Consider the following 20,651-nt stretch of genomic DNA (forward strand, 5'->3'; position numbering starts at 1 on the left):
GCCGCTGAGCAGCCCCACCTTCACCGAACCAGCCCCTCGCGCGCACACCTTGTGCCAGAGTGGTCGCCTGGACCGCACCGGAGGGGCAGCGGTCCTTTCCGCAGCCACGAGCGAGAGGGTGGGGGCCCGTGGGGGGACGTAGCGCGCAGGTCATCGACGAGCGCGACAGCCGGACGGCGACCGGGCCCGCGGCGGCCGAGGGGCCACCGCCGCACCTGATCTTCAAACGCCGGCTCCGCCCGGCGCAGGTCGCCCGGGAGCTCTGGGGCGCCCGGGAGCTGGTGCGCGCCCTGGCCGAGCGCGACCTGCGGGCCCGCTACAAGCAGGCGGTGCTCGGCTTCGCCTGGGCGGTGCTCACACCGCTCGCGCTGTGCGCCATCTTCACCCTGGTCTTCCACCGGGCGGTGAAGATCGACACCGGCGGTGCGCCCTACACGCTCTTCGCCTACGTCGGCCTGATCGTCTGGCAGTTCTTCAGCAACACGATGAACCAGGGCGCGCTGAGCCTCGCCAACAACCTCAGCCTGCTGAACAAGGTGTACTGCCCGCGCGAGGTCTTCCCGCTCGCCACCATGCTGGTCGCCACCGTCGACATGCTGATCGGCACCGCCGTACTGGGTCTGCTGTTCCTGCTGTTCTGGACGGCCCCGGCGGCCACCCTGCTGTGGGCGCTGCCGCTGCTGCTCATCCAGTTCGCCTTCACCTACGGCGTGGCGCTGATCCTCTCGGTGGCCGTGGTCTACCTGCGCGACGTCCGGCACCTGCTGCCGATCATCACCCAGATGGGCGTCTTCGCCACGCCGGTCGCCTACCCGCTGGCCAAGATCCCCGTCCGGCTGCAGGAGATCTACGTCGGGATCAACCCGCTCGGCGCCGTGATCGAGGGCTACCGCCGCGCCCTGCTGTACGGCCAGGCCCCCGACCTCGGGCTCACCTGCATCGCCGCCGTCTCCTCCGTGGTGTTCCTGGTCGGCGGCTACCTGTTCTTCAAGAAGCTGGAAACGGGGATCGCCGATGTCGCGTGAGTACGAGCTGGGGACGATCCGCACCGAGCACGTCTGGAAGCGCTTCAAGGCCGACCAGCAGCGGATGCTGCTGCGCGACAAGGTCGAGTCGATGGCCCGCCGGCTGCGCGGCGGCCGCGGCGAGGACTGGCGCTGGGCGCTGCGCGACATCAACCTGCACATCGAGCCCGGCGAGGCGGTCGGCCTGATCGGCTCCAACGGCTCGGGCAAGTCCACCCTGCTGAAGATGCTGACCCGGGTGATGTACCCGTACGGCGGGATCATCGACGTCCGCGGCCGGATCGGCGCGCTGATCGAGATCCGGGCCGGCATCCACCCGGACCTCACCGGCCGGGAGAACGTCTACCTGTTCGGCGCCCTGCTCGGCCTCAAGCGCCGCGAGGTGGCCGGCCGGTTCGACGACATCGTGGAGTTCGCCCGGCTCGGCGGCGCCATCGACCGGCAGGTGAAGTTCTACTCCTCCGGCATGCAGATGCGGCTCGGCTTCGCCGTCGCCGCCTACCTGGAGCCGCACGTGCTGCTGGTCGACGAGGTGCTCGCGGTCGGCGACGCGGTCTTCCAGCAGCGCTGCCTGGACCGCATGCGCGAGGTCGCCGAGCAGGGCACCACCATCGTCTTCGTCTCCCACGACCTGCCCGCCGTCGAGTCGATCTGCCGCCGCGGCGTCTGGCTGGAGCAGGGCACCGTCCGGGTCGACGCCGGCATCAAGGACGCGCTGGCCGGCTACCGGGACTCCATCGAGGCGCAGTCCGAGGGCGGGGCGCGCACCGGCGAGCCGCTCCAGCTGCTGAAGCACGCCATCCGCGGCGAGGACCGCGACAACCTCACCACCGACGAGCCGATGACGGTCGAGCTGACCCTCGGCGGCGACTACCGCGGCGACGCCACCCTGCACCTCGGCGTCAGCGAGGGCACCTCCAGCCCGATCTTCCAGATCAGCCACGAGGTCCGGCTCACCGGCGAGGACCACCAGGCGGTCTGCGTCATCCCGCGGCTCCCGCTGCCGCGCGGCCGGTACACCCTGTGGGCCGGCGTCTACTCCATCGGGAAGACCGACGGCGGCACCCTGATGAGCTGGCACTCCGTCGGCCAGTTCGACGTGTTCGGCCCCGTGCTCGACACCCCGCCGCGCGCCGTGGTGCTGGCCGCGCCGGTGTTCGTACCGCACCAGTGGGAGGACTGACCGGATGAGACCCGTGCGTGTGCTGGTGCACCTGAACAACCTCGCCCTCGGCGGTGCCCAGCTCAACGCGGTCGACATCGCCCGCACCCTGCGCGAACGGGGGCACGACCCCGTCCTCTTCGCGCAGGGCGTCGACGGCAGCGCCCCGCTCGTGGACGTCGCCGCCGGCCACGGCCTGGAGGTCGTGGTCGCGGGCGGCCCGGACACCCCGCACCGCGAGGTCCGGCGCCGGCTCGGCCGGGTCGCCGCCGACCACGGCAGCGACCTGGTGCACGCCTGGGAGGTGCGGGCCGCCCGGAACGCCTACTTCGGCCCGGGCCGGCTCGGCCGGATCCCGGTGGTCACCACCTTCTACGGCATCCGGATGCTGCGCGGCCTGCCCCGGCACCAGCCGCTGGTGCTCGGACTGGGCGCCCTGATGGGCGACGGCCGGGCCTTCGGGCACCGCGACGTCCGGCTGATCGAACCCCCCGTGAACACCGTCACCGACGCCCCCGGGGTGGCGGACGGCGCCGCGTTCCGCCGCGAGCACGGCATCAAGGACGGCGAACTGCTGCTCGCCATCGTCACCCGGCTGGTCCCCGACCTGGAGAAGGACGCCGGCGCCGAGCTCACCGTCGACGCCGTCCGACGCCTCGACGACCCGAACGTCCGGCTGGTCGTCGTCGGCGCCGGCCCCAGCCTGGACCGGCTGCGGGTGCGCGCCGCCGACGCCAACCGCGCCCTCGGCCGCGACGCCGTCCTCGTCCCGGGCCAGCTGGCCGACCCCCGGCCCGCCTACGAGGCGGCCGACCTGGTGCTCGGCATGGGCGGCTCCGCGCTGCGCGGCCTCGCCTTCGGCAAGCCGGTCGTGGTGCACGGCGCCGCCGGCTACACCGCGATCCACCGGCCCGGCCCGCTGGTCGAGCCGCACGCCTCCCGCTGCATGTACGGCTTCGGCGACGGCAGCCGCGACCCCGGGGTGCTGGCCGGCCAGATCCGCGAACTCCTCGACGACCCCGCCCTGCGCGAGGAGCTCGGCCGGTGGGGGCGGGAGTGGGTGGTCGGCCGGTTCTCGCTCGCCGGCGTCGCCTCCGCCTTCGAACGGATCTACCGCGAGGTGCTGTCCGCGCCGCCCGGGACCGCCGGCTGGCTGCGCGACCTGGAGCAGATGGTCCGCTACGAGTTCACCAAGCCGGCCGCGCTGCGCCTGCTCGGCCGGTGACCGGCCCGGCCGCCGCTGCCGGGATCAGTACGTCCGGCCCTTCCACACGGCGCCGCGCCCGCGCCAGTGCCGGACGGCCGAGTCCACGGTCATCAGCAGGTACAGGCCCGCGGTGAACGGCAGCAGCGGTGCCGCGGCCACCGGCTGCCGGTAGTACCGCAGCATCGGCGCGAAGGTGCCCGCCATCAGTGCCCACGCCGCCGCCCCGGTGCCCCACACGGCCGGCGCCCCGGCCGCCAGCCCGGCGGCCACCGCGACCGGGGGCACCAGGTAGACCAGCCCGAGCCCGAGCACCGTCCCGAGCAGCAGCAGCGGCGAGTGCCGCAGCTGCGCGTAGGCGCTGCGCGACACCATCCGCCACAGGTCCGCCAGCCGCGGGTACGGGCGCACGCTCGCCACCCGGTCCGCCAGGCCGAGCCAGGTGCGGCCGCCGGTCCGCTTGACCGCGCGGGCCAGCGACACGTCGTCGATCACCGCGCCGCGGATCGCCGCCACCCCGCCGGCCCGCTCCAGCGCCTCGCGCCGCACCAGCGTGCAGCCGCCCGCCGCGGCCGCCGTCCTGGCCCCGGGCCGGTTGCTCCACCGGAACGGGTACAGCTGGGCGAAGAAGTACACGAAGGCCGGCACGACCAGCCGCTCCCAGCCGGTCGCCACCCGCAGCCGCGCCATCTGCGACACCAGGTCCAGCCCGTTGCTGCCGGCCGCGGCGACCAGTTCGGCCAGCGAGGTCGGGCCGTGCGCGATGTCCGCGTCGGTGAGCAGCAGCAGGTCCACGTCCCCGGCCAGCTCCACCCCGTGCCGCAGCGCCCAGAGCTTGCCCGTCCAGCCGGACGGCAGCGGGGGAGGGACGGCCACCGTGAGCGGCAGCCCGCCGTCCGCCGCGAGCCGCCGCGCCACCTCGCCGGTGCCGTCGCCGCTGTGGTCGTCCACCAGCACCACCCGGGCCGGCCCCGGGTACTTCTGCGCCAGCAGCGAGGGCAGTGACAGCGGCAGCACCTCGGCCTCGTCCCGGGCGGGCACCACCACCGCGACCGACGGCCAGCGCTCCGGCTCCTCCCGCGGCGGCAGCCGCACGTCGGTCCGCCAGAACAGCCCGCGGCAGACCGCCAGCCACACCCACGCCAGCAGGGACGACACCGACACCCACAGCAGGAACGTCACCCCGGCAGTCTGCCGCACGGGGAGCCGCTCCGGCCGTTCGGTAGAGTCGTGCCCTGTGAAGATCGCACTGCTGGACTCCGGAATCGGCCTGCTCGCGGCAGCGGCGGCGCTGCGGCGCCTGCGTCCCGACGCGGACCTCGTGCTCTCCTCCGACCCGGACGGCATGCCCTGGGGCCCGCGCACGCCCGAGGACGTCACCGACCACGCGCTGGCCTGCGCCCGGGCCGCCGCCGCGTACCGGCCGGACGCGCTGGTGGTGGCCTGCAACACCGCCTCCGTGCACGCGCTGGCCACCCTGCGCGCCGAGCTGGAGCCCGGCCTGCCGGTGATCGGCACCGTCCCGGCGATCAAGCCTGCCGCCGCCGACGGCGGCACCGTCGCGATCTGGGCCACCCCGGCCACCACCGGCAGCGCCTACCAGCGTGCCCTGATCGCCGACTTCGGCGGCACCGCCGAGGTCGCCGAGGTCGCCTGCCCGGGCCTGGCGGACGCCGTGGAGCGCGGCGACCGGGCCGCGATCGCCGCCGCCGTGGCCGACGCCGCGGCCCGCACCCCGGCCGGCACCACCGCGATCGTCCTCGGCTGCACCCACTACGAGATCGTCCGCGACGAGATCCGGGCCGCCGTCCCCGGCGCCCGGCTGTACGGCTCCGCCGACGCGGTCGCCGCCCAGGTGCTGCGCCGGCTGGCGGAGACCGACCGGGGCCCCGGCACCGGGACGGTCACCGTGCTGCACAACGGCCGGCCCTCGCAGCTCACCGCGGCCGCCCTCGGCTACCCGGAGGGCGCGCTCGTCTCCTCCGCCGTTCCGGCCCGCTGACGGCCCGTCGGCCGTAGAGTCACCCCGGTGACGACCGAACCGATCTTCGAACGGCTCTGCAACTTCCGGGACCTCGGCGGACACCGCACCGCGGACGGGCGCACCGTCCGCCGCGGCCTGCTCTACCGCTCCGACTCCCTCGGCAAGCTGGCCGGCGACGACCTCGACCGCTTCGCCGCGCTGGGGGTGCGGACGGTGATCGACCTGCGCTACCCGTGGGAGATCGCCCAGACCGCCCGGATACCCGACCTGCCCGGCCTCGCCTACCACAACCTCTCCGTCGAGCACCGGCCGTACGACCAGGCCGCGCTGGGCCCGGACGTCGACGCCGCGGTCTACCTCGCCGAGCGCTACGCCGAGGTCGCCGAGGACGGGACGGCGGAGCTCGCCGAGGTGCTGCGGGTGATCGCGGAGGCCGACGCCCCGGCGGCCTTCCACTGCTTCTCGGGCAAGGACCGGACGGGGATCGTCGCCGCCCTGGTGCTCACCCTGCTCGGCGTCGACGAGCGGCAGATCGTCGCCGACTTCGCCAGGACCGGGCTCGCCACCGAGCGCCTCGCCGCCGAGTGGCGCGCCCGGCATGCGGCCCGCGGCCCGCTCTGGCCCGGCTACGGCACCGCGCCCGCCGCCCTGATGGAGCTCTTCCTGGCCGGCCTCACCGCCCGGTACGGCTCGGTGGCCGGCTACGCCGCCGACCGCCTCGGCGCGGACGACGCCCTGACCGGCGCCCTGCGGGAACGGCTGCTCACCGCGTGACCGGCGGGGGGGGGCCCCCCCCCCGGCGCTGAACTGCGCGGACTCCGCGAAGCTCTTTGATTGTTCGATACGTTCGATCCTTCCGATCAATTCCGGTCTCCACTTCGATGAGCACGGACCCGCCCACCGCTCGCGGGTCCCGTCGCCCCGACCCGCCAGGGTCGGACGAGGGCCGGAATCGACCGAGGGGCATCGCATGGGCAGGACGGCAGGCGGGTTCGGGCCTCCGCAGGAGTCCGACTGGCTCGGGCTCGGCAAGGCGGTCAGAGGCCGGGTCTGCCGGCCCGGCGAGCCCGGCTACCTGATGGGCACCAGGCTCTTCAACACCCGCTACGAGGGCGCCCGCAGCCCGCTCGGGGTGCTCGCGGCGGCCGACGCCGAGGACGTCCGGCAGGGCATCAGGTGGGCCCGCGAGCACGGCGTCCCGCTGGTCGCGCACTCCGGCGGCCACAGCTTCGCGGGCTACTCGGTCAACGACGGCCTGGTCATCGACCTCGCCCGGCTCTGCACGACCCGGGCCGATGGGTCCACCGGCCTGGTCACCGTCGGCGGCGGCACCCGGACCGGCCAACTGTACGGCGCGATCCGGCCGTTCGAGATGGCGGTCTCGGCCGGCACCCACCCCGCGGTGGGCGTCGCGGGCCTGGTGCTCGGCGGCGGCTGCGAGTTCGCCGCCCGCAAGCTCGGCCTGACCTGCGACGCGCTGGTGGAGACCGTGGTGGTGACCGCCGACGGGCGCCTGCTGACCTGCAACGAGCGGGAGAACCCGGACCTCTTCTGGGCCTGCCGCGGGGGCGGCGGCGGGAACTTCGGCATCAACGTCTCCTTCACCTTCCAGGCGCAGCCGGTCGGCGATGTGTCCACCTGCAGCCTCACCTGGCGCTGGTCGGACGCGATGACCGTCCTCCCGGTGCTGCAGCGGATCGTGGCGCACGCCCCGGACGAGTTCGCGGCCCGGCTGGGCGTCAGCACCGCCGGCCCCGACCGGCGGGCCGGCCGGGAGAACGCGGTGGTGACCACGGTCGCCCAGTACCTCGGCCCGTCCGCGGAGCTGCGGAGCATCCTGGACGACGCGCTGACCGCGGCCGCCCCGGCCACCGCCGAGTTCGAGGACCGCACCTACTGGGACGCCAAGATGCACATGTCCCACGCCACTTCGGGCGGCGACTTCGCGCTGCGCACCAACTTCACCGCGGGCCCGGTCGCCGACGAGGGCATCGGGGCGATGCTCTCCTGGGTCGAGCGGTGGCCGGGCAGCACCAACACCGACGGCGGCGGCGTCGGCCTGTTCGCCTGGGGCGGGCAGATCAACCGGGTCGCGGCCGAGGACACCGCCTTCGTGCACCGCGACACGCTCTTCCTGGTCTCCATGGACACCTCCTGGACGGCCGAGGACTCCCCCGCCCTGGTCGCGGAGAACCTGGACTGGCTCAACGGCCTGTACGACGCCGTCGGCCCGCACGTGTCCGACGCGGCCTACCAGAACTTCGTGGACCCCGAGCTGACGGACTGGCAGCGGGCCTACTACGGCGCCAACCTGCCGCGGCTGGTCGAGGTCAAGCGGAAGTACGACCCGGACGACGTCTTCGGCTTCGACCAGAGCATCGGGCTCGGCGAGTAGCGGATCGGAGAGGGCAGGCCCATGAGCGAGAACGAGAAGCAGCCCGCCCCGCCGGGTGTGCTGGCGACCCTGCGGGTCACCCCCGCACCCGTGCGGTACCTGCTGAGCGGCGTGCTGGTCAACCAGCTCGGCGCCTTCATGCAGACCTTCCTGGCACTGTTCCTGGTGCACCAGCGGTTCCCGGTCGGCGAGGTGGGGATCTTCCTCGGGGCGTACAGCCTCGGCGCCGTCTTCGGGACGCTGCTCGGCGGCGAGCTCACCCACCGCCTCGGCGCGCGGAACACCATCATCACCGCGATGACCGGGTCCGCCGCCCTGGTCGCCGCGATGCCGCTGCTGGCCGAACCCGGCCGGGAGCTCGCCCTGGCGGCCGTGGTCGCCGGGGCCGGCGCGATCACCCAGGCCTACCGGCCGGCCGCCTCGGCGATGCTCACCGAGCTGATGCCGGAGGAGCACCGGGTGATGGCCTTCTCGATGCTGCGGATCGCCCTCAACGTCGGCGCCGCGGTCGGCCCGCTGGTGGCCGCCGTGCTGATCGGGCTCGACTGGTCGGCGCTGTTCTGGTTCGACGCGGGCACCGCCCTGCTGTACGCGCTGGTGGCGGCCGTGCTGCTCCCCCGCACCGCCGTCGGCAAGCAGGCCCCCGCCCTGCCCACCGACCGCGCGCCGGAGAAGAAGGCCGCCGGGAGCTACGCCGTGGTCCTGCGCGACCACCGCTACCTGCTCTACCTGCTCGGGATGCTGCTCAGCGCGATCGTCTACATCCAGTCGATGGCGATGCTGCCGCTCCAGCTCACCGAGGGCGGGCACTCCCCGCGGCTGTACAGCGCCGTCCTGGTGACCTCCTCGCTGCTGGTCATCACCTGCGAGCTGAAGATCACCTCGTACGTGCAGAGCTGGCGGCCCGCGGTGGCCGGCGGGCTCGGCATCGCGGTGATGGGGCTGGGCCTGGCCGGGTACGCGCTGGCGCCGCAGGCCGCGGCGGTGGTGCTCGGGCTCATCGTGCTCTCGGACGTCGGGCTGATGGTCAGCGGCCCGACCACCTTCGCGCACCCCGCGAAGCAGCCGGCCGAGCACCGGGCCCGCTACCTGGCCGCCTCGCAGGCGATGTTCGGCCTCGGCTCGGCCGTCGGCCCGGCGATCGGCGTGTTCGCCTGGGACCACCTCGGGGCGCCCGCCTGGTGGCTCTGCGGCGCCGTCGCCCTGCTCTCCGCCGCCGCGACCGCCGCGGGACTCCGCGAGCCCGCCGCCGCCCCCGCCCGGCCCGCGGCCGAGACCGTGTCGGCCTGAGCCGCCGGCCCCTCCCCCTACCTCCCCTTCTCCAGGCAGGAGTTCAGTCATGTCCGAGCAGCCGGTCGTCGTCGTCGGGTTCTCCCTCGTGGCGCTCAAGTCCCTCGCCGAGTTCCAGCCGGACGCCACGGTGATCGTGATCGAGGAGCCCGACGTGGTGCGCAAGCGCGACCTGCTCACCCAGGTCGGTCAGCTCCCGGTCGTCCGCGAGCTCGTCCAGTGGGAGTACCAGCTGCCGGGCACCGCCGACGCGTTCTACAACGCCCGGCCCGACCTCGCACCGGTCGCCGTCGCCCCGCTCTCCGACTACGGGGTCCCGTTCGCGGCCCGGCTCTCCGAGCGCTACGGCGTGCCGGGCGCCGGGTTCGGCGCGGCCTCGCTGCTGCGCGACAAGGAGCAGCTGCGCCTGGTCGCCCGGGCCGCCGGGATCGCCAACCCGGAGTCCGAGCCGGTGGCCTCCCCGGACGCGCTGCGTGCGTTCATGGCGGCCCATCCCGGCCCGGTGGTGCTCAAGCCGGCCAACCGGCAGGCGGCGGTGGGCGTCCGGGTCCTCCACGCGGCGGACGAGGTGGACGAGGCGTGGGCCGAGTGCACGGTGCAGGACGAGGGCGTGTTCGTGCCGGACCGGCCGATGCCGCTCCGGATGCTCGCCGAACGCTGCGTCGTCGGGCCGGAGTTCAGCGTCGAGATGCTGGTGCGGGACGGTGTCGCGCTGTTCGGCAACGTCACCGCCAAGGAGCTCTACCCCGGCCCGCGGCCGGTGGAGTCCGGGCATGTCGCTCCTGCAGGGATCTCACCGGAGCTGACTCGCGCGATGCTGGAGCGGACCGAACGGCTGCTGCAGGCCGTCGGGTTCGGCAGCGGCATCACGCACTGCGAGTGGATCGTGGCCGACGGCACCCCGTACCTGGTGGAATGCGCCGGCCGGTTCGCCGGCGACGCCATCATCGAGCTGATCGAGCGCGCCTACGGGATCGACCTGGTGCGCAGCTTCTGGGCGGTGATGAAGGGGCAGCCGCTGCCGGCGCCGCTGAACGGGACGGCCGGGCAGGCCGCGGCGATCCGCTTCGTGGTCGCCGACCCCGGCGAGATCGAGGCGGTGAGCGGGGTCGAGGAGGCACTGGCCGTCCCCGGGGTGGTCTCCGCGGCCGTGAGCTTCAAGCCCGGCGACCGCACGTACGAACTGCGGTGCTCGTGGGACCGGATCGGCTCCGCGATCGCCTGCGGTGCCACGCCCGGGGAGGCCGTGGACCGCGCCCGGGAGGCCGTCGGCCTGATCGAGGTGAAGGTGCGGCCGGTCGCCTGACACCCGCCGTGCCGCAGACCCCCGAGACCGAGTGAGGAGACATCTGTGACCACCGTGGCCGAGCTGGCCGACCGGACGCTCGACCTGATCGCCGAGGAGGACCCGCTCAGCGACGCCCTGGAGGGCCTGCCCGGCTTCGAGCACCGCCTGCGCGACCTGACCGAGGCGGCCGACGAGCAGCTGGCGGCCAGGGCCCGCCGGATCGCGGCGCAGGCCCGCTCGACCGCGGCCTCCGGTCAGGACGCGATCACCCGTGCCGTCGTCGTCCAGCAGGCCGAGGCGCTCGCCGACCGGGTCGGTGCCCGGCTGGTGGAGCACACCGTGGCCGACTACGACACCTCGCCGCTGGGGCGCCTGCTGGTCGCGCTGCCCGCGCTGCGCCCGAGCGGCAAGGACGGGGAGGAGGGCTACCTGGCGCGGCTGGCCGCGATCCCCGGCTACCTGGCGGAGGCGGCCGGGCGGCACCGCGGCGGCCTCGCCGCCGGGCGGCTGCCGGTCGCCGAACGGGCCGGCCGCGCGGTGGCCCGGCTCGACGGGTACCTCGACGACCCGTCCGGCGACCCGCTGGCCGCCGTCCCCCTCTCCCCCGGCCGGGCGGCCGAGCGGGACCGGCTGCTGACCGCGGTGGTGCGGCCGGCCTTCGCCGAGTACCGCAACGTCCTGGCCGGACTGGCCCCGCACGGCCGGCCGTCGCAGCGCCCTGGCCTGTGCTGGCTGCCGGACGGCGGGGAGGTGTACGCGCGCCTTGCGCGGATCCACACCACGACGGACCGCAGCGCCGAGGAGCTGCACGGGACGGGGCTGGAGCTGCTGGCCGGGCTCGAGCACGAGTACCTGGCGGTGGGCGGGCGGCTGTTCGGCGCCCGCACCGCCGAGGAGGTGCGGCACCGGATGCGCACCGATCCGGCGCTGCGCTGGTCCGGCCCGCAGGAGCTGCTGGCCGATGCCAGGGCCGCCGTCGAACGGGCCGAGCGGGCGGCGCCCGACAGGTGCGGGGGGCTGCCCGCGCGCCCCAGGAAGGTGGACCCCCGGCCCCCGGCGGGCGCCCCCCCCCCCCCGACACCGCCCTACGGCCCCGTCATCACCAAGGAAGGCGAGAACATGACCCGAGTCCTCTTCGTCGTGACGGCGGCTGAGTACTGGACGCTGAAGGACGGCACGAAGCACCCCACGGGCTACTGGGGCGAGGAACTCGCGATGCCGCACAAAATCTTCACCGAGGCCGGATGGGAGATCGCCATCGCGACCCCCGGCGGGAAGCGGCCCACCCTCGACAAGATCAGCATGGGCCGCACTGCCGGCCTTCCGGGCACCCTCCGCGAAGTCGCCGACTACCTCGCCACCATCCAGGACACACTGAACACCCCGGCCTCCCTCAGCGAGATGTACCCCGACGACTTCGACCTGGTCTTCTACCCCGGCGGCCACGGCCCCATGGAGGACCTCTCCCACGACGAGGTGTCCGGAGCGCTCCTCACCAAGCAACTCGCCTCCGGCCGACCGCTGGGGCTGCTGTGCCACGGACCGGCGGCGCTGCTCGCGGCCAGGAACGAGGATGGCTCCTGGCCCTTCGCCGGATACCGGATCACCGCACTGTCCAACTTCGAGGAGAAGCTGAACAGCTTCGGCCGCAAGGCCTCCTGGTTCCTGGAGGACCGGCTGCGCGAGAGCGGCGCGCACTACGCCAAGGGAACACTCCCGCTCCTGCCCCACATCGAGGTCGACCGCACCCTCTACACCGGCCAGAACCCCGGCTCGGCCAAGCAGCTGGCCAACCGCATGGTGGCCGACCTGGGCTGACGACCCGAGCTTGGCCGGGGCCTTGCCCGACCCAGCTGAGCCTTCCCGCCCACCACGCGGGTGGGAAGGCGACCGGCGTTCCACGGCAGCGCCAAGCCGTTGTCGGAGTCAGGCCGCTGAGCTTGTCGGGGTCGACCTGCTGGAGGCACCCGTCAGCGAGGTCGAAGGAGAGGGTACCGACGGTGCGCCCGTGTGGGGTGGCCTGGACGCAGTGTTCGCCGTTGATAACAGCGGGGCGCATGGCCGCCGGCGAGTTCGGGCACGGCCGGGAAGCCCAGGAACCAGCGGGCGACACCCGTCACGCCGACTGCGATCCCTGGCGCGAGAGCTTCCGGGCGACCTCGGTGGCCCAGTAGGTGAGGATCAGCTGCGCGCCGGCCCGTCGGATGCCGGTGAGGGTCTCCAGGATCGCCGCGTCGCGGTCGATCCAGCCCTTCTCGGCGGCGGCCTCGAGCATCGCGTACTCGCCGCTGATCTGGTACGCGGCCACCGGCACGTCCACGGAGGCGGCGACCTTCGCCAGCACGTCCAGGTAGGGGCTGGCGGGCTTGACCATGACCATGTCCGTGCCCTCAGCCAGGTCCAGCGCGAGCTCGCGCATCGACTCGCGGAGGTTCGAGGGGTCCTGCTGGTACGTTTTGCGGTCGCCTCTGAGGGACGAGCCGACGGCCTCGCGGAAGGGCCCGTAGAAGGCGGAGGAGTACTTCGCGGTGTAGGCGAGGATCGACACGTCCTGCTTGCCGACCGCGTCGAGGGCGGCGCGGACCACGCCGACCTGGCCGTCCATCATCCCGGACGGCGCGACGACGTGGACGCCGGCTTCGGCCTGGACCTGTGCCATCTCGGCGTAGCGCGTCAAGGTGGCGTCGTTGTCGACCCGTCCGTCCGCGGTGAGGACGCCGCAGTGCCCGTGATCGGTGAACTCGTCGAGGCACAGGTCCGCCATGACGACGAGTTCGTCGCCGACCTCCACGCACGTCCCGGATCGCGACCTGGAGGATGCCGTCGGGGTCCGTGCCCGCGGTCCCCGCCGCGTCTTTCTTCGCGTCCTCGGGTACACCGAACAGCATGATCCCGGAGACACCGGCCTCCAGCGCCTCCATCGCGGCGCGGCGCAGGGTGTCCCGCGTGTGCTGGACGACACCAGGCATCGCGCCGATCGGCACAGGTTCGTCGATGCCCTCGCGCACAAACACGGGCAGGATCAGGCCGGCCGGGTGCAGCCGCGTCTCGGCGGTCATCCGCCGCATCGCGGGCGTGGTCCGCAGCCGTCGCGGCCGTGCCCCCGGAAAGCTTTCATACGAGTTCATGCCGTGAGGCTACGCCCGTAGAACCGCATTCCTACCCGAGAGTAGCCGTCCTGTGGCCGCCATTGTGAGGCGGAGACGCGCGCGGCAAAGCCGCCTGGGCAAGCGCCAGTTGGTCATAGAGCCCCACGCGGCCCCACATGGAGGCAGATGTGCCGTTGCCCACACCGGGCACCCAGGTGTGCCGGGTTGCAGGCGCACAGCAGGTGCGGACCATGGATGGAACGGGACACGGCGAGCCGGGGGGCGGGAGCGTGCCCCGAGCGAGAGGAGTGAGCCCATGGGCAGCCTGTCACCGGGGTTCCGCGGGAAGGCCCGTACCGTCGCGAGTCGGCTGCCACCGGGTCAGTATCCGACCGAGGACTTCCCCGTCCTGTCCGCCGGTCCCACCTCCCACATCCCCACCGACCGGTGGTCGTTCACCGTGACCGCCGAGACGGGGGAGACCCGCTCGTGGACCTGGGACCAGATGATGGCCCTGCCGCAGGAGGAGCCCACCGTCGACATCCACTGCGTGACCCGGTGGTCGAAGTTCGACACCCGCTGGCGCGGCGTCTCCCTCGATGTCTTCCTCGACGAGGTCGACACCGCGGCCGACTTCGTTATCGCCGAGTCCTTCGACGGCTACACCGCCAACCTCCCGCTGGCGGACGTGACCGGCGGCAAGGCGTGGCTGGCGCACTCCTTCGACGGCTACCCGCTCTCCCCGGACCACGGCGGCCCGGCCCGCCTGGTGATCCCGCACCTGTACTTCTGGAAGTCGGCGAAGTGGGCCAAGGGGCTCATCCTCACCCCGGACAACGAACCCGGCTTCTGGGAGTCGGCCGGCTACCACGACTACGGCGACCCGTGGCGCGAGCAGCGCTACTGGAGCGACTGATGCGCGGCTGGCGACGGGCCCGCCTGACCGAGCGGACCGAACAGACCGCGACCGGCCGCACACTGCGGTTCGACGTCCCGCGATGGCCGGGACACCTCCCGGGCCAGCACGTCGACGTCAGGCTGACAGCCGACGACGGCTACCAGGCCGTCCGGAGCTACTCGCTGGCAGCCCCCTCCGACACCAACAGCATCGAGCTGGGCGTCCAGGCGGCGCTCGGCGGCGAGGTCTCCCCGTACCTGGCCGGCGACCTCCCCGTGGGCGCCGACGTCGAGGTCAAAGGACCGCTCGGAGGCTGGTTCGTCTGGACCCCCCAGGAACCCGGCCCGCTCCTGCTTGTCGCCGGAGGCTCTGGCATCGTGCCGTTGATGGCGATGCTGCGTGCACGGCTCGCCGCCGCCTCGGACGAGCCCTGCACACTGCTCTACTCCGTCCGCCAACCCGAAGAGGTCTGGTACGCCACGGAACTCGACGCAGACGATCACCACGTCCGCGTCCGACGCCTCTACACCCGCCGCGCGCCGGACCATTCCAAGCGCCCCGCAGGACGCATGACCAAACGCGACCTGGCGGACCTGTCGGCCGCCGCGGCAACCCACTGCTTCGTCTGCGGCCCGACCGGATTCGTCGAGCACGCCGCCACCCTCCTGCTGACCAACGGGTACACACCCGACCAGATCCGCACCGAACGCTTCGGCTGACCCACCCGCGCCGCACGGCAAGGAGAACCCCGGCCATGGACAAGCACCCCTTGTACCTCGACGGCAACGCGCTCGCCGGACCGCTCGGGGAGGTCTTCGCGATCGACCCGACCACAGCCTGGCGACTGTGCCCCTCCTGCCGTCTCCCGGCAACCATGGCCCAGCTGCACGTCTACGGATCGGGACCCGGCCTGACCGCCCGCTGCCCCGGCTGCGCAGCCATCGCACTCAGGGTCGTCACCCAGCCCGAGCACCTCTGGCTCCAACTGGGCGGCGCAACCGGCGCCTTCCGATTCACCCTTCCCCCCACCACGCCATGAGCCGGGGCGGAGCGGACGGCGCTCCACCCCGGTCGAGCCGTCAGGCGTCCTTCAGCCGGATGCCCTTCGTCTCCCGCATGAGGTAGCACGCGATGCCCGTGAACACACACAGCAGCATGATGTAGAAGCTGGAGAGCCTGGCCTGGCCGAGGCTGATGAAGAGCTGGTTCAGGTACGGCGCGGTGCCCCCGAAGATCGCCACGGACACCGAGTACGCGAAGCCGATGGCCTGGGTGCGCACCCTCGTGGGGAAGTTCTCCGCCATGGTGGCGGACAGCAGTGCTCCGGGGATGGCCACAAGGGCGAGGGCGACGGAGTCCGCCACCAGCAGCGTCCATCCCGGCGAGCCGATGAGTTGCTTGAGCGGGATCTGCAGGGCGCACATCAGCACCGCGAACGCGATCATCAGCGGCCGCCGGCCGATCTGGTCGGAGAGGTGGCCCCACAGCGGCAGGGTGAGCAGGGCGATGCACTGCGCCGCGACCGAGCACCAGTAGGCGACACCGGGGTCCATGCCCTTCTGGGTGATGGCGTAGGTCGAGACGTACGAGGTCCAGGTGTAGTGGGTGGCGGTGATGCCCGACGTCATCAGGATGACCAGCAGGACGGGGCGGGCCACCTGCCACTTGGGAAGCGGCCGGGCCTCGGTGTTCGACGTCTCGTCGGAGAACACCTCGCTCTCGTCCATGCTGCGGCGCAGGTAGAGGGCGGCGAGGGCGAGCAGCGCTCCGAGGAAGAAGGGGATGCGCCAGCCCCACTGGGCGACTTCGCTCTTGGCGAGGGCGGATGTCACGACTCCGCCCACGGTGAAGGCGAGGGCCGAGCCGCCGAAGATCGCGACGAAGACGATGCTTCCCCACAGGCCGCGGCGCTCGATGGGCGCGATCTCCGCGATGTAGGTGTTGGCGGTCGCGGACTCACCGCCGTGGGCGAAGCCCTGGACCATGCGGGCGAGGAGGAGAGCGAGCGAGGCCCAGGCGCCGAGGGTGGCGTAGCCGGGCATGAGTCCGATGGCGAGGCTGCCGCCGGCCATCATCAGCATGGTGGTGACCAGGACGAACTTGCGGCCGCGCCGGTCGGCGACGCGTCCGAAGACGATGCCGCCCAGCGGGCGCACGAGGAAGCCCACCGCGAAGACGGCGAGAGTGGACATCAGCGCGGACATCGGGTCGGTCGCGTGGAACATGGCTTTGGCGATGAAGGGGGTGAAGACGGCGTAGGCGCTCCACTCGTACCACTCGAGGACGTTGCCGATCGTGCTGGCGAGCAGGGACTTGCGCTTCGAGCGGGGGCCGGGGGAGGGCTGGGGTCTCTCCCCGGTCGCGGTGCCGGGATCTGCTTAGGCGGCGCGGGAGCGGTTGACGCTGGCGTCGGTCAGCTCGCCGCGGCTGAGGGTGATGGTGCCGGGGCGCAGGTCGGCGTGGGCGGCGCTGATCGCCTCGACGACGCCCGAGACGACGGCGTCGAAGTTCTGCTGCTGGAAGCCGCCGATCGACAGGTTGTAGGCGAGGTCGTGGGCGCATCCGCCTGGTCCGGAGTGCGTGTGGGTCGCGCTGACCGAGATGTTCTGCTCGGTGTAGGTGCCGCCGTACAGGGCGACGAGGCGAGAGATCACTGCCTGGAAGACGGCGAAGGGGAGAATGCCCTGGTCGGTGTTGCACCAGGCGATCCGATTGCCGCTCGCCGGGTCGGCGATGACGAACGCCCGTGCCCGCAGCCGTTGGTGGATGCCGGCGGTCTGCTGGCCGGGAATCGAGTAGCCCATCATGTCGCTCTCGGCCGCGGCGCCGGTGATGTCGGCGATCCCGCGGCCGACCAGGTACGGCGCGGGGGCACCCGCCGCGGCGGCCCCGCCCGTGCCGAGCGCCAGACTGCCGGTGACCGCAGCCATCAGCTGAAGTCCCTGTCTGCGAGTGATGGTCGGCGTTTCCACGATTCTGCCTCCGCGTGTTCGGACTCGGGGTCACGGCATGTGGACCGCAGGGGCCGCGATCACCGGGGGCGGGCGGTGTCGATGCAGGCCCGTCCGGATCGGCCCCTCCAGGGTCGTTCCGGCAAACCTAGGGATTGGCAGGCAGTCGGGTGAAACAACCATTCGGGCGGCCATCGACAACGGCTGGTTGTGAGCGCCGCCCAGGGACGGGGGAGAGAAACGCGTGCTCCGCTCGAACGGGGCAGGCTTCGGGGACGCGGGATCCGCCAGCCCGTGTCCGTCTCCGCGCTGCTCGGCGTCACCTCCGCTGCGTCCTGGCGGCCGGGGTGGAGATCGGAGCCGGAGGGAATCAGCCGGGCGGCAGGGTGGCGGCCGCGGCGCGGATGAAGGCCATGGCGGTCTCCAGGTCGCCCGGCTCGGAGCGGTGCATCAGTTCGCCGATGACGCTCGCCACGGTGGCCGCGAGGATGCGCGGCGCGAGGTCGTCGGGGCGCCAGCCCTGCTCCTCGGCGAGGAGGCGCGCGCCGTCCTGGATGACGTCGGCCAGCCGGCTCCTGCACAGGCCCTTGAGCTGGGGGTTGGACTGCAGCATCCGGTCGTAGGCCTCGTCGAACTTGCCCTGGGCCTCCGCCTGTTCGCGCATCCGCTGCTCGACGGTGTCGAGGATGCCCTGCCCTGCGGGCCTCGCGTGCAGCGCGGCGGCCAGCTGGTCGACGAACGCGTTGAAGTGCTCCATCGCCAGTTCGAGCTTGGTGGGGAAGTACAGCGTCACCGTGCGAGGTGAGACCTCGGCCGCCTCGGCGATGTCCGCGATGCTCGTGGCGTCGAAGCCCCGCTCGGCGAACAGCTCGTAGGCGGCGGTGAGGATCGCTTCCCTGCGTCGCGCCTTGCTGCGTTCCCTGAGGCTGTCACCCGTCATGCCGCAACTTTACCATCGAAGGCTAATTTACATTGGGCTGCAAAAATGCGTTACGGTGTAAAGCGCGGTGGAGGTGTATTGCTCTGACCCCTCCGCCGCCCCTAAGCACCTCTGGCTTCTCTTGATCAGGGTCTCGACCGGTAAGGAATGCATCGATGGCCTCACGCCTGTACGCCTGGGCGCGGTGGATGGTCCGCCGCCGCCGCTGGGTGATCGCCACCTGGATACTCGTGCTCGCCGTCGTCGGCGCCCTGGGGGCGACCCTGCACGGGAAGACGTCCACGGAGTTCACGGTCCCCGGCGTCGAAGCGCAGCAGGCACAGGACCTCCTGAAGGAAAAGTTCCCGCCCGCCGCCGGCGGTATCGTACGCATCGTGGTCGCCGCCCCCGAGGGGAAGACCGTCACGGACCCGGAGCAGCAGCAGGCGCTCGACAGCGTCCTGCGCAAGGCGGAGAAGGTGGAGGGCGTCGTCGCCGTCTCCCAGCCGACCGGGCCCGGCGCGGTGTCGACCAACGGCGCCATCGCCTACTCCGACGTCCGGTTCATCGACGAGGCCCCCAACGTGTCGGAGGAGGCCAAGGACGAACTGTCCGCCCTGGTCCAGCCCCTGCGCGACGGCGGGATGCAGGTCGAGCTGGGCGGCCCGGCCATGAACCCGAAGACCGAGGCCGGCGGCCCGGCCGAGCTGGTCGGCGTGGTCCTCGCCTTCGTTGTCCTCGCCGTCGCGCTCGGCTCCATCGTCGCGGCCGGACTGCCACTTCTGACCGCCCTCCTGGGCGTCGCCGTCGGCGTGCTCGGCACGATGTTCGTCTCCGGCTTCGTGCAGATGACGGGCACCGCGACCGTACTGGCGCTGATGATCGGCTTGGCGGTCGGCATCGACTACGCGCTGTTCGTCATCTCCCGGCACCGCGAGCAGCTCGCCGATCCCGACACCGACTGGGAGGAGTCGATCGCACGAGCCACCGCCACGGCCGGCAGCGCAGTCGTCTTCGCCGGAGCCACGGTCGTCATCGCCCTCGCGGCGCTGGCCATCACCGGCATCCCGTTCCTCACGATCATGGGCCTCGCCGGCGCGGTGACCGTACTGATCGCCGTCCTGGTCGCCATCAGCCTGCTCCCCGCCGTCCTCGGCGTGTTCGGCGAGCGCATGCGCCCACGCCGGCCCAAGCGCAAGAGCAAGCGCAAGGACCGCACGGCCGGCTCCTGGGGCCTGGCCTGGGCCCGGACCGTCACCCGCGCACCGGCCGTCGTCCTGCTCGTCGGCGTCGTGGGCCTGCTGGCACTCGCCCTCCCCGCGCGCGATCTGCGCCTCGGACTGCCCAGCTACGCCTCCCAGCCCGCGGCCAGCACCCAGCACAAGAGCTACGAGCTGCTCACCGAGGGCTTCGGGCCTGGTTTCAACGCCACCCTCATCACCGTCGTGGACACCGAACACGTCCCGCAGGACCAGCGGCAGGACACCATCGCCCGGCTGCGCACCGCGCTGGCGGCCGACCAGGACGTGGCCGCCGTCTCGGCGCCCGTGGCCAGCCCCTCCGGTGAGGTCGTGGTGATGTCCGTGGTGCCGAAGTCGAGCCCCGACGACCAGGCCACGACCGACCTGGTCCACCGCATGCGCGATCTGGCCCCCACGGTCGCGGACGCGCAAGGCTCCCTCTATGTCACCGGCCAGACGGCCATGGCCATCGACGTCGCCGGAAAGCTCGGCAGCGCGCTCCCGCTGTTCATCGGTGTCATCGTCGTACTGGCGCTGATCCTGCTGGCCATCGCGTTCCGATCGGTCCTGGTGCCGCTCAAGGCGGCGCTCGGATTCCTGCTCTCGGTCGGCGCAAGCCTGGGAGCCTCGGTCTGGGTCTTCCAGCAGGGACACCTGAACGGCCTGCTCAATGTGCCTGCCGTCGGACCGGTCACCAGCTTCCTCCCGGTCCTGCTCACCGGTGTGCTCTTCGGCCTCGCCATGGACTACGAGGTGTTCCTGGTCAGCCGGATGCGCGAGCACTACGAGCACAGCAAGGACCCGGCCGAGGCGATCGCCCAGGGCGTCTCGCGCAGCGCTCGGGTCGTCGTGGCCGCCGCGCTGATCATGGTCGCGGTCTTCGGCGGATTCATCTTCAACGAGGACCCGATCATCAAGTCCATCGGCTTCGCACTCGCCTTCGGCGTGTTCGTCGACGCCTTCGTCGTCCGCATGACGCTCGTGCCGGTCGCCATGGCGCTGCTCGGACGGCGAGCCTGGAGCATGCCCCGGTGGCTCGGCCGGCTGATCCCGGACGTCGACATCGAGGGCGCGCGCCTGCCCGCGCTGGCCGGGCCCGCCGCCGACCCGCGGCCCGGCAGGGGGAAGGAATCGTCGAGCGAGGAGACCGCCGCCCGGGTTTAGCCGGCCCTCGCCCGACCGGGCCCGCGCGGATTCGATTCCGA

The 20,651-nt window shown here is 72.7% G+C and carries 18 protein-coding genes and 2 pseudogenes; 14 read left to right on the forward strand and 6 right to left on the reverse strand.

Going from position 1 to position 20,651, the window contains the following annotated elements:
- Window positions 1-128: 128 nt before the first annotated feature.
- The 3 genes from ACFV0G_RS04915 to ACFV0G_RS04925 are packed head-to-tail and all read left to right on the forward strand — an operon-like array spanning window position 129 to window position 3,412.
- A complete protein-coding gene (locus ACFV0G_RS04915; RefSeq protein WP_380541696.1) occupies window positions 129-1,025 on the forward strand; it encodes an ABC transporter permease in 897 nt (298 codons plus the stop codon).
- On the forward strand, window positions 1,015-2,208 hold the full coding sequence (locus ACFV0G_RS04920; RefSeq protein ID WP_380541699.1) for an ABC transporter ATP-binding protein: 1,194 nt from the start codon (window positions 1,015-1,017) through the stop codon (window positions 2,206-2,208). The genes ACFV0G_RS04915 and ACFV0G_RS04920 overlap by 11 nt, the downstream gene beginning before the upstream one ends.
- 4 nt (window positions 2,209-2,212) lie before the next feature.
- On the forward strand, window positions 2,213-3,412 hold the full coding sequence (locus tag ACFV0G_RS04925) for a glycosyltransferase family 4 protein (RefSeq protein WP_380541702.1): 1,200 nt from the start codon (window positions 2,213-2,215) through the stop codon (window positions 3,410-3,412).
- A gap of 24 nt (window positions 3,413-3,436) precedes the next feature.
- Here ACFV0G_RS04925 and ACFV0G_RS04930 read toward each other — a convergent pair whose 3' ends face one another.
- Window positions 3,437-4,573 (reverse strand): glycosyltransferase, encoded by a 1,137-nt coding sequence (locus ACFV0G_RS04930; protein ID WP_380541705.1) that lies wholly within the window; start codon window positions 4,571-4,573, stop codon window positions 3,437-3,439.
- A gap of 55 nt (window positions 4,574-4,628) precedes the next feature.
- Between ACFV0G_RS04930 and ACFV0G_RS04935 the strand changes: the two genes are divergently transcribed.
- From ACFV0G_RS04935 to ACFV0G_RS04965, 7 genes and pseudogenes are all read left to right on the forward strand, one after another.
- Window positions 4,629-5,393 carry a glutamate racemase gene (locus tag ACFV0G_RS04935; RefSeq protein WP_380541708.1) on the forward strand — a complete coding sequence of 255 codons (765 nt, stop codon included), beginning with the start codon at window positions 4,629-4,631 and terminating at the stop codon, window positions 5,391-5,393.
- Between the two features lie 27 nt (window positions 5,394-5,420).
- Complete coding sequence (locus ACFV0G_RS04940) at window positions 5,421-6,149, forward strand: tyrosine-protein phosphatase (RefSeq protein ID WP_380541711.1); 729 nt, start codon at window positions 5,421-5,423, stop codon at window positions 6,147-6,149.
- A gap of 196 nt (window positions 6,150-6,345) precedes the next feature.
- A complete protein-coding gene (locus tag ACFV0G_RS04945; protein ID WP_380541714.1) occupies window positions 6,346-7,770 on the forward strand; it encodes an FAD-binding oxidoreductase in 1,425 nt (474 codons plus the stop codon).
- A gap of 21 nt (window positions 7,771-7,791) precedes the next feature.
- Window positions 7,792-9,060, forward strand: coding sequence for an MFS transporter (locus ACFV0G_RS04950; protein WP_380541717.1), 1,269 nt, complete (start codon window positions 7,792-7,794; stop codon window positions 9,058-9,060).
- 49 nt (window positions 9,061-9,109) lie between these two features.
- Window positions 9,110-10,366 (forward strand): ATP-grasp domain-containing protein, encoded by a 1,257-nt coding sequence (locus ACFV0G_RS04955; protein WP_380541720.1) that lies wholly within the window; start codon window positions 9,110-9,112, stop codon window positions 10,364-10,366.
- A 54-nt stretch (window positions 10,367-10,420) separates the two neighbouring features.
- Window positions 10,421-11,434: pseudogene (locus tag ACFV0G_RS04960) on the forward strand (DUF885 family protein); the annotation flags it as partial.
- A gap of 33 nt (window positions 11,435-11,467) precedes the next feature.
- Window positions 11,468-12,166: a type 1 glutamine amidotransferase domain-containing protein gene (locus ACFV0G_RS04965; protein ID WP_380541744.1), complete on the forward strand. Its 699-nt coding sequence runs from the start codon at window positions 11,468-11,470 to the stop codon at window positions 12,164-12,166.
- Between the two features lie 298 nt (window positions 12,167-12,464).
- On the opposite strand, the gene hemB is transcribed toward ACFV0G_RS04965, so the two are convergent.
- A complete protein-coding gene (gene hemB, locus ACFV0G_RS04970; protein ID WP_380541723.1) occupies window positions 12,465-13,310 on the reverse strand; it encodes a porphobilinogen synthase in 846 nt (281 codons plus the stop codon).
- Window positions 13,198-13,476 (reverse strand): annotated as a pseudogene (locus ACFV0G_RS04975) (porphobilinogen synthase); the annotation flags it as partial. The gene hemB and the pseudogene ACFV0G_RS04975, both read right to left, overlap by 113 nt.
- Before the next feature lie 277 nt (window positions 13,477-13,753).
- Here ACFV0G_RS04975 and ACFV0G_RS04980 point away from each other — a divergent pair.
- From ACFV0G_RS04980 to ACFV0G_RS04990, 3 genes are read left to right on the forward strand one after another with little or no spacing between them, the layout of a single operon-like run.
- Window positions 13,754-14,353, forward strand: a complete 600-nt coding sequence (locus ACFV0G_RS04980) for a sulfite oxidase-like oxidoreductase (protein ID WP_380541726.1) — start codon at window positions 13,754-13,756, stop codon at window positions 14,351-14,353.
- A complete protein-coding gene (locus ACFV0G_RS04985) occupies window positions 14,353-15,054 on the forward strand; it encodes an FAD-binding oxidoreductase (RefSeq protein ID WP_380541729.1) in 702 nt (233 codons plus the stop codon). The genes ACFV0G_RS04980 and ACFV0G_RS04985 overlap by 1 nt, the downstream gene beginning before the upstream one ends.
- 35 nt (window positions 15,055-15,089) lie before the next feature.
- Window positions 15,090-15,374, forward strand: a complete 285-nt coding sequence (locus ACFV0G_RS04990) for a DUF6510 family protein (RefSeq protein ID WP_380541732.1) — start codon at window positions 15,090-15,092, stop codon at window positions 15,372-15,374.
- 40 nt (window positions 15,375-15,414) lie between these two features.
- Here the strand turns inward: ACFV0G_RS04990 and ACFV0G_RS04995 are convergent, their stop codons facing one another.
- From ACFV0G_RS04995 to ACFV0G_RS05005, 3 genes are all read right to left on the reverse strand, one after another.
- Window positions 15,415-16,644 carry an MFS transporter gene (locus ACFV0G_RS04995; RefSeq protein WP_380541747.1) on the reverse strand — a complete coding sequence of 410 codons (1,230 nt, stop codon included), beginning with the start codon at window positions 16,642-16,644 and terminating at the stop codon, window positions 15,415-15,417.
- Between the two features lie 69 nt (window positions 16,645-16,713).
- Entirely contained in the window at window positions 16,714-17,265 is a 552-nt protein-coding gene (locus tag ACFV0G_RS05000) for a neutral/alkaline non-lysosomal ceramidase N-terminal domain-containing protein (protein ID WP_380541735.1), read from the reverse strand.
- A gap of 391 nt (window positions 17,266-17,656) precedes the next feature.
- Window positions 17,657-18,226 carry a TetR/AcrR family transcriptional regulator gene (locus ACFV0G_RS05005; protein WP_380541738.1) on the reverse strand — a complete coding sequence of 190 codons (570 nt, stop codon included), beginning with the start codon at window positions 18,224-18,226 and terminating at the stop codon, window positions 17,657-17,659.
- Between the two features lie 155 nt (window positions 18,227-18,381).
- Between ACFV0G_RS05005 and ACFV0G_RS05010 the strand changes: the two genes are divergently transcribed.
- Window positions 18,382-20,610, forward strand: a complete 2,229-nt coding sequence (locus tag ACFV0G_RS05010; protein ID WP_380541741.1) for an MMPL family transporter — start codon at window positions 18,382-18,384, stop codon at window positions 20,608-20,610.
- The last annotated feature ends 41 nt before the right edge of the window (window positions 20,611-20,651 follow it).

Origin of the sequence: Kitasatospora sp. NPDC059571 (assembly GCF_042735675.1) — a bacterium.
Taxonomy (GTDB): domain Bacteria; phylum Actinomycetota; class Actinomycetes; order Streptomycetales; family Streptomycetaceae; genus Kitasatospora.

Coding starts and splice junctions, on each gene's coding strand:
- ACFV0G_RS04920 (WP_380541699.1), top strand. CDS start 1,015: ATGTCGCGTGAGTACGAGCTGGGGACGATCCGCACCGAGCACGTCTGG.
- ACFV0G_RS04925 (WP_380541702.1), top strand. CDS start 2,213: ATGAGACCCGTGCGTGTGCTGGTGCACCTGAACAACCTCGCCCTCGGC.
- ACFV0G_RS04945 (WP_380541714.1), top strand. CDS start 6,346: ATGGGCAGGACGGCAGGCGGGTTCGGGCCTCCGCAGGAGTCCGACTGG.
- ACFV0G_RS04950 (WP_380541717.1), top strand. CDS start 7,792: ATGAGCGAGAACGAGAAGCAGCCCGCCCCGCCGGGTGTGCTGGCGACC.
- ACFV0G_RS04955 (WP_380541720.1), top strand. CDS start 9,110: ATGTCCGAGCAGCCGGTCGTCGTCGTCGGGTTCTCCCTCGTGGCGCTC.
- ACFV0G_RS04965 (WP_380541744.1), top strand. CDS start 11,468: ATGACCCGAGTCCTCTTCGTCGTGACGGCGGCTGAGTACTGGACGCTG.
- ACFV0G_RS04980 (WP_380541726.1), top strand. CDS start 13,754: ATGGGCAGCCTGTCACCGGGGTTCCGCGGGAAGGCCCGTACCGTCGCG.
- ACFV0G_RS04985 (WP_380541729.1), top strand. CDS start 14,353: ATGCGCGGCTGGCGACGGGCCCGCCTGACCGAGCGGACCGAACAGACC.
- ACFV0G_RS04990 (WP_380541732.1), top strand. CDS start 15,090: ATGGACAAGCACCCCTTGTACCTCGACGGCAACGCGCTCGCCGGACCG.
- ACFV0G_RS05000 (WP_380541735.1), bottom strand. CDS start 17,265: ATGGCTGCGGTCACCGGCAGTCTGGCGCTCGGCACGGGCGGGGCCGCC.
- ACFV0G_RS05005 (WP_380541738.1), bottom strand. CDS start 18,226: ATGACGGGTGACAGCCTCAGGGAACGCAGCAAGGCGCGACGCAGGGAA.
- ACFV0G_RS05010 (WP_380541741.1), top strand. CDS start 18,382: ATGGCCTCACGCCTGTACGCCTGGGCGCGGTGGATGGTCCGCCGCCGC.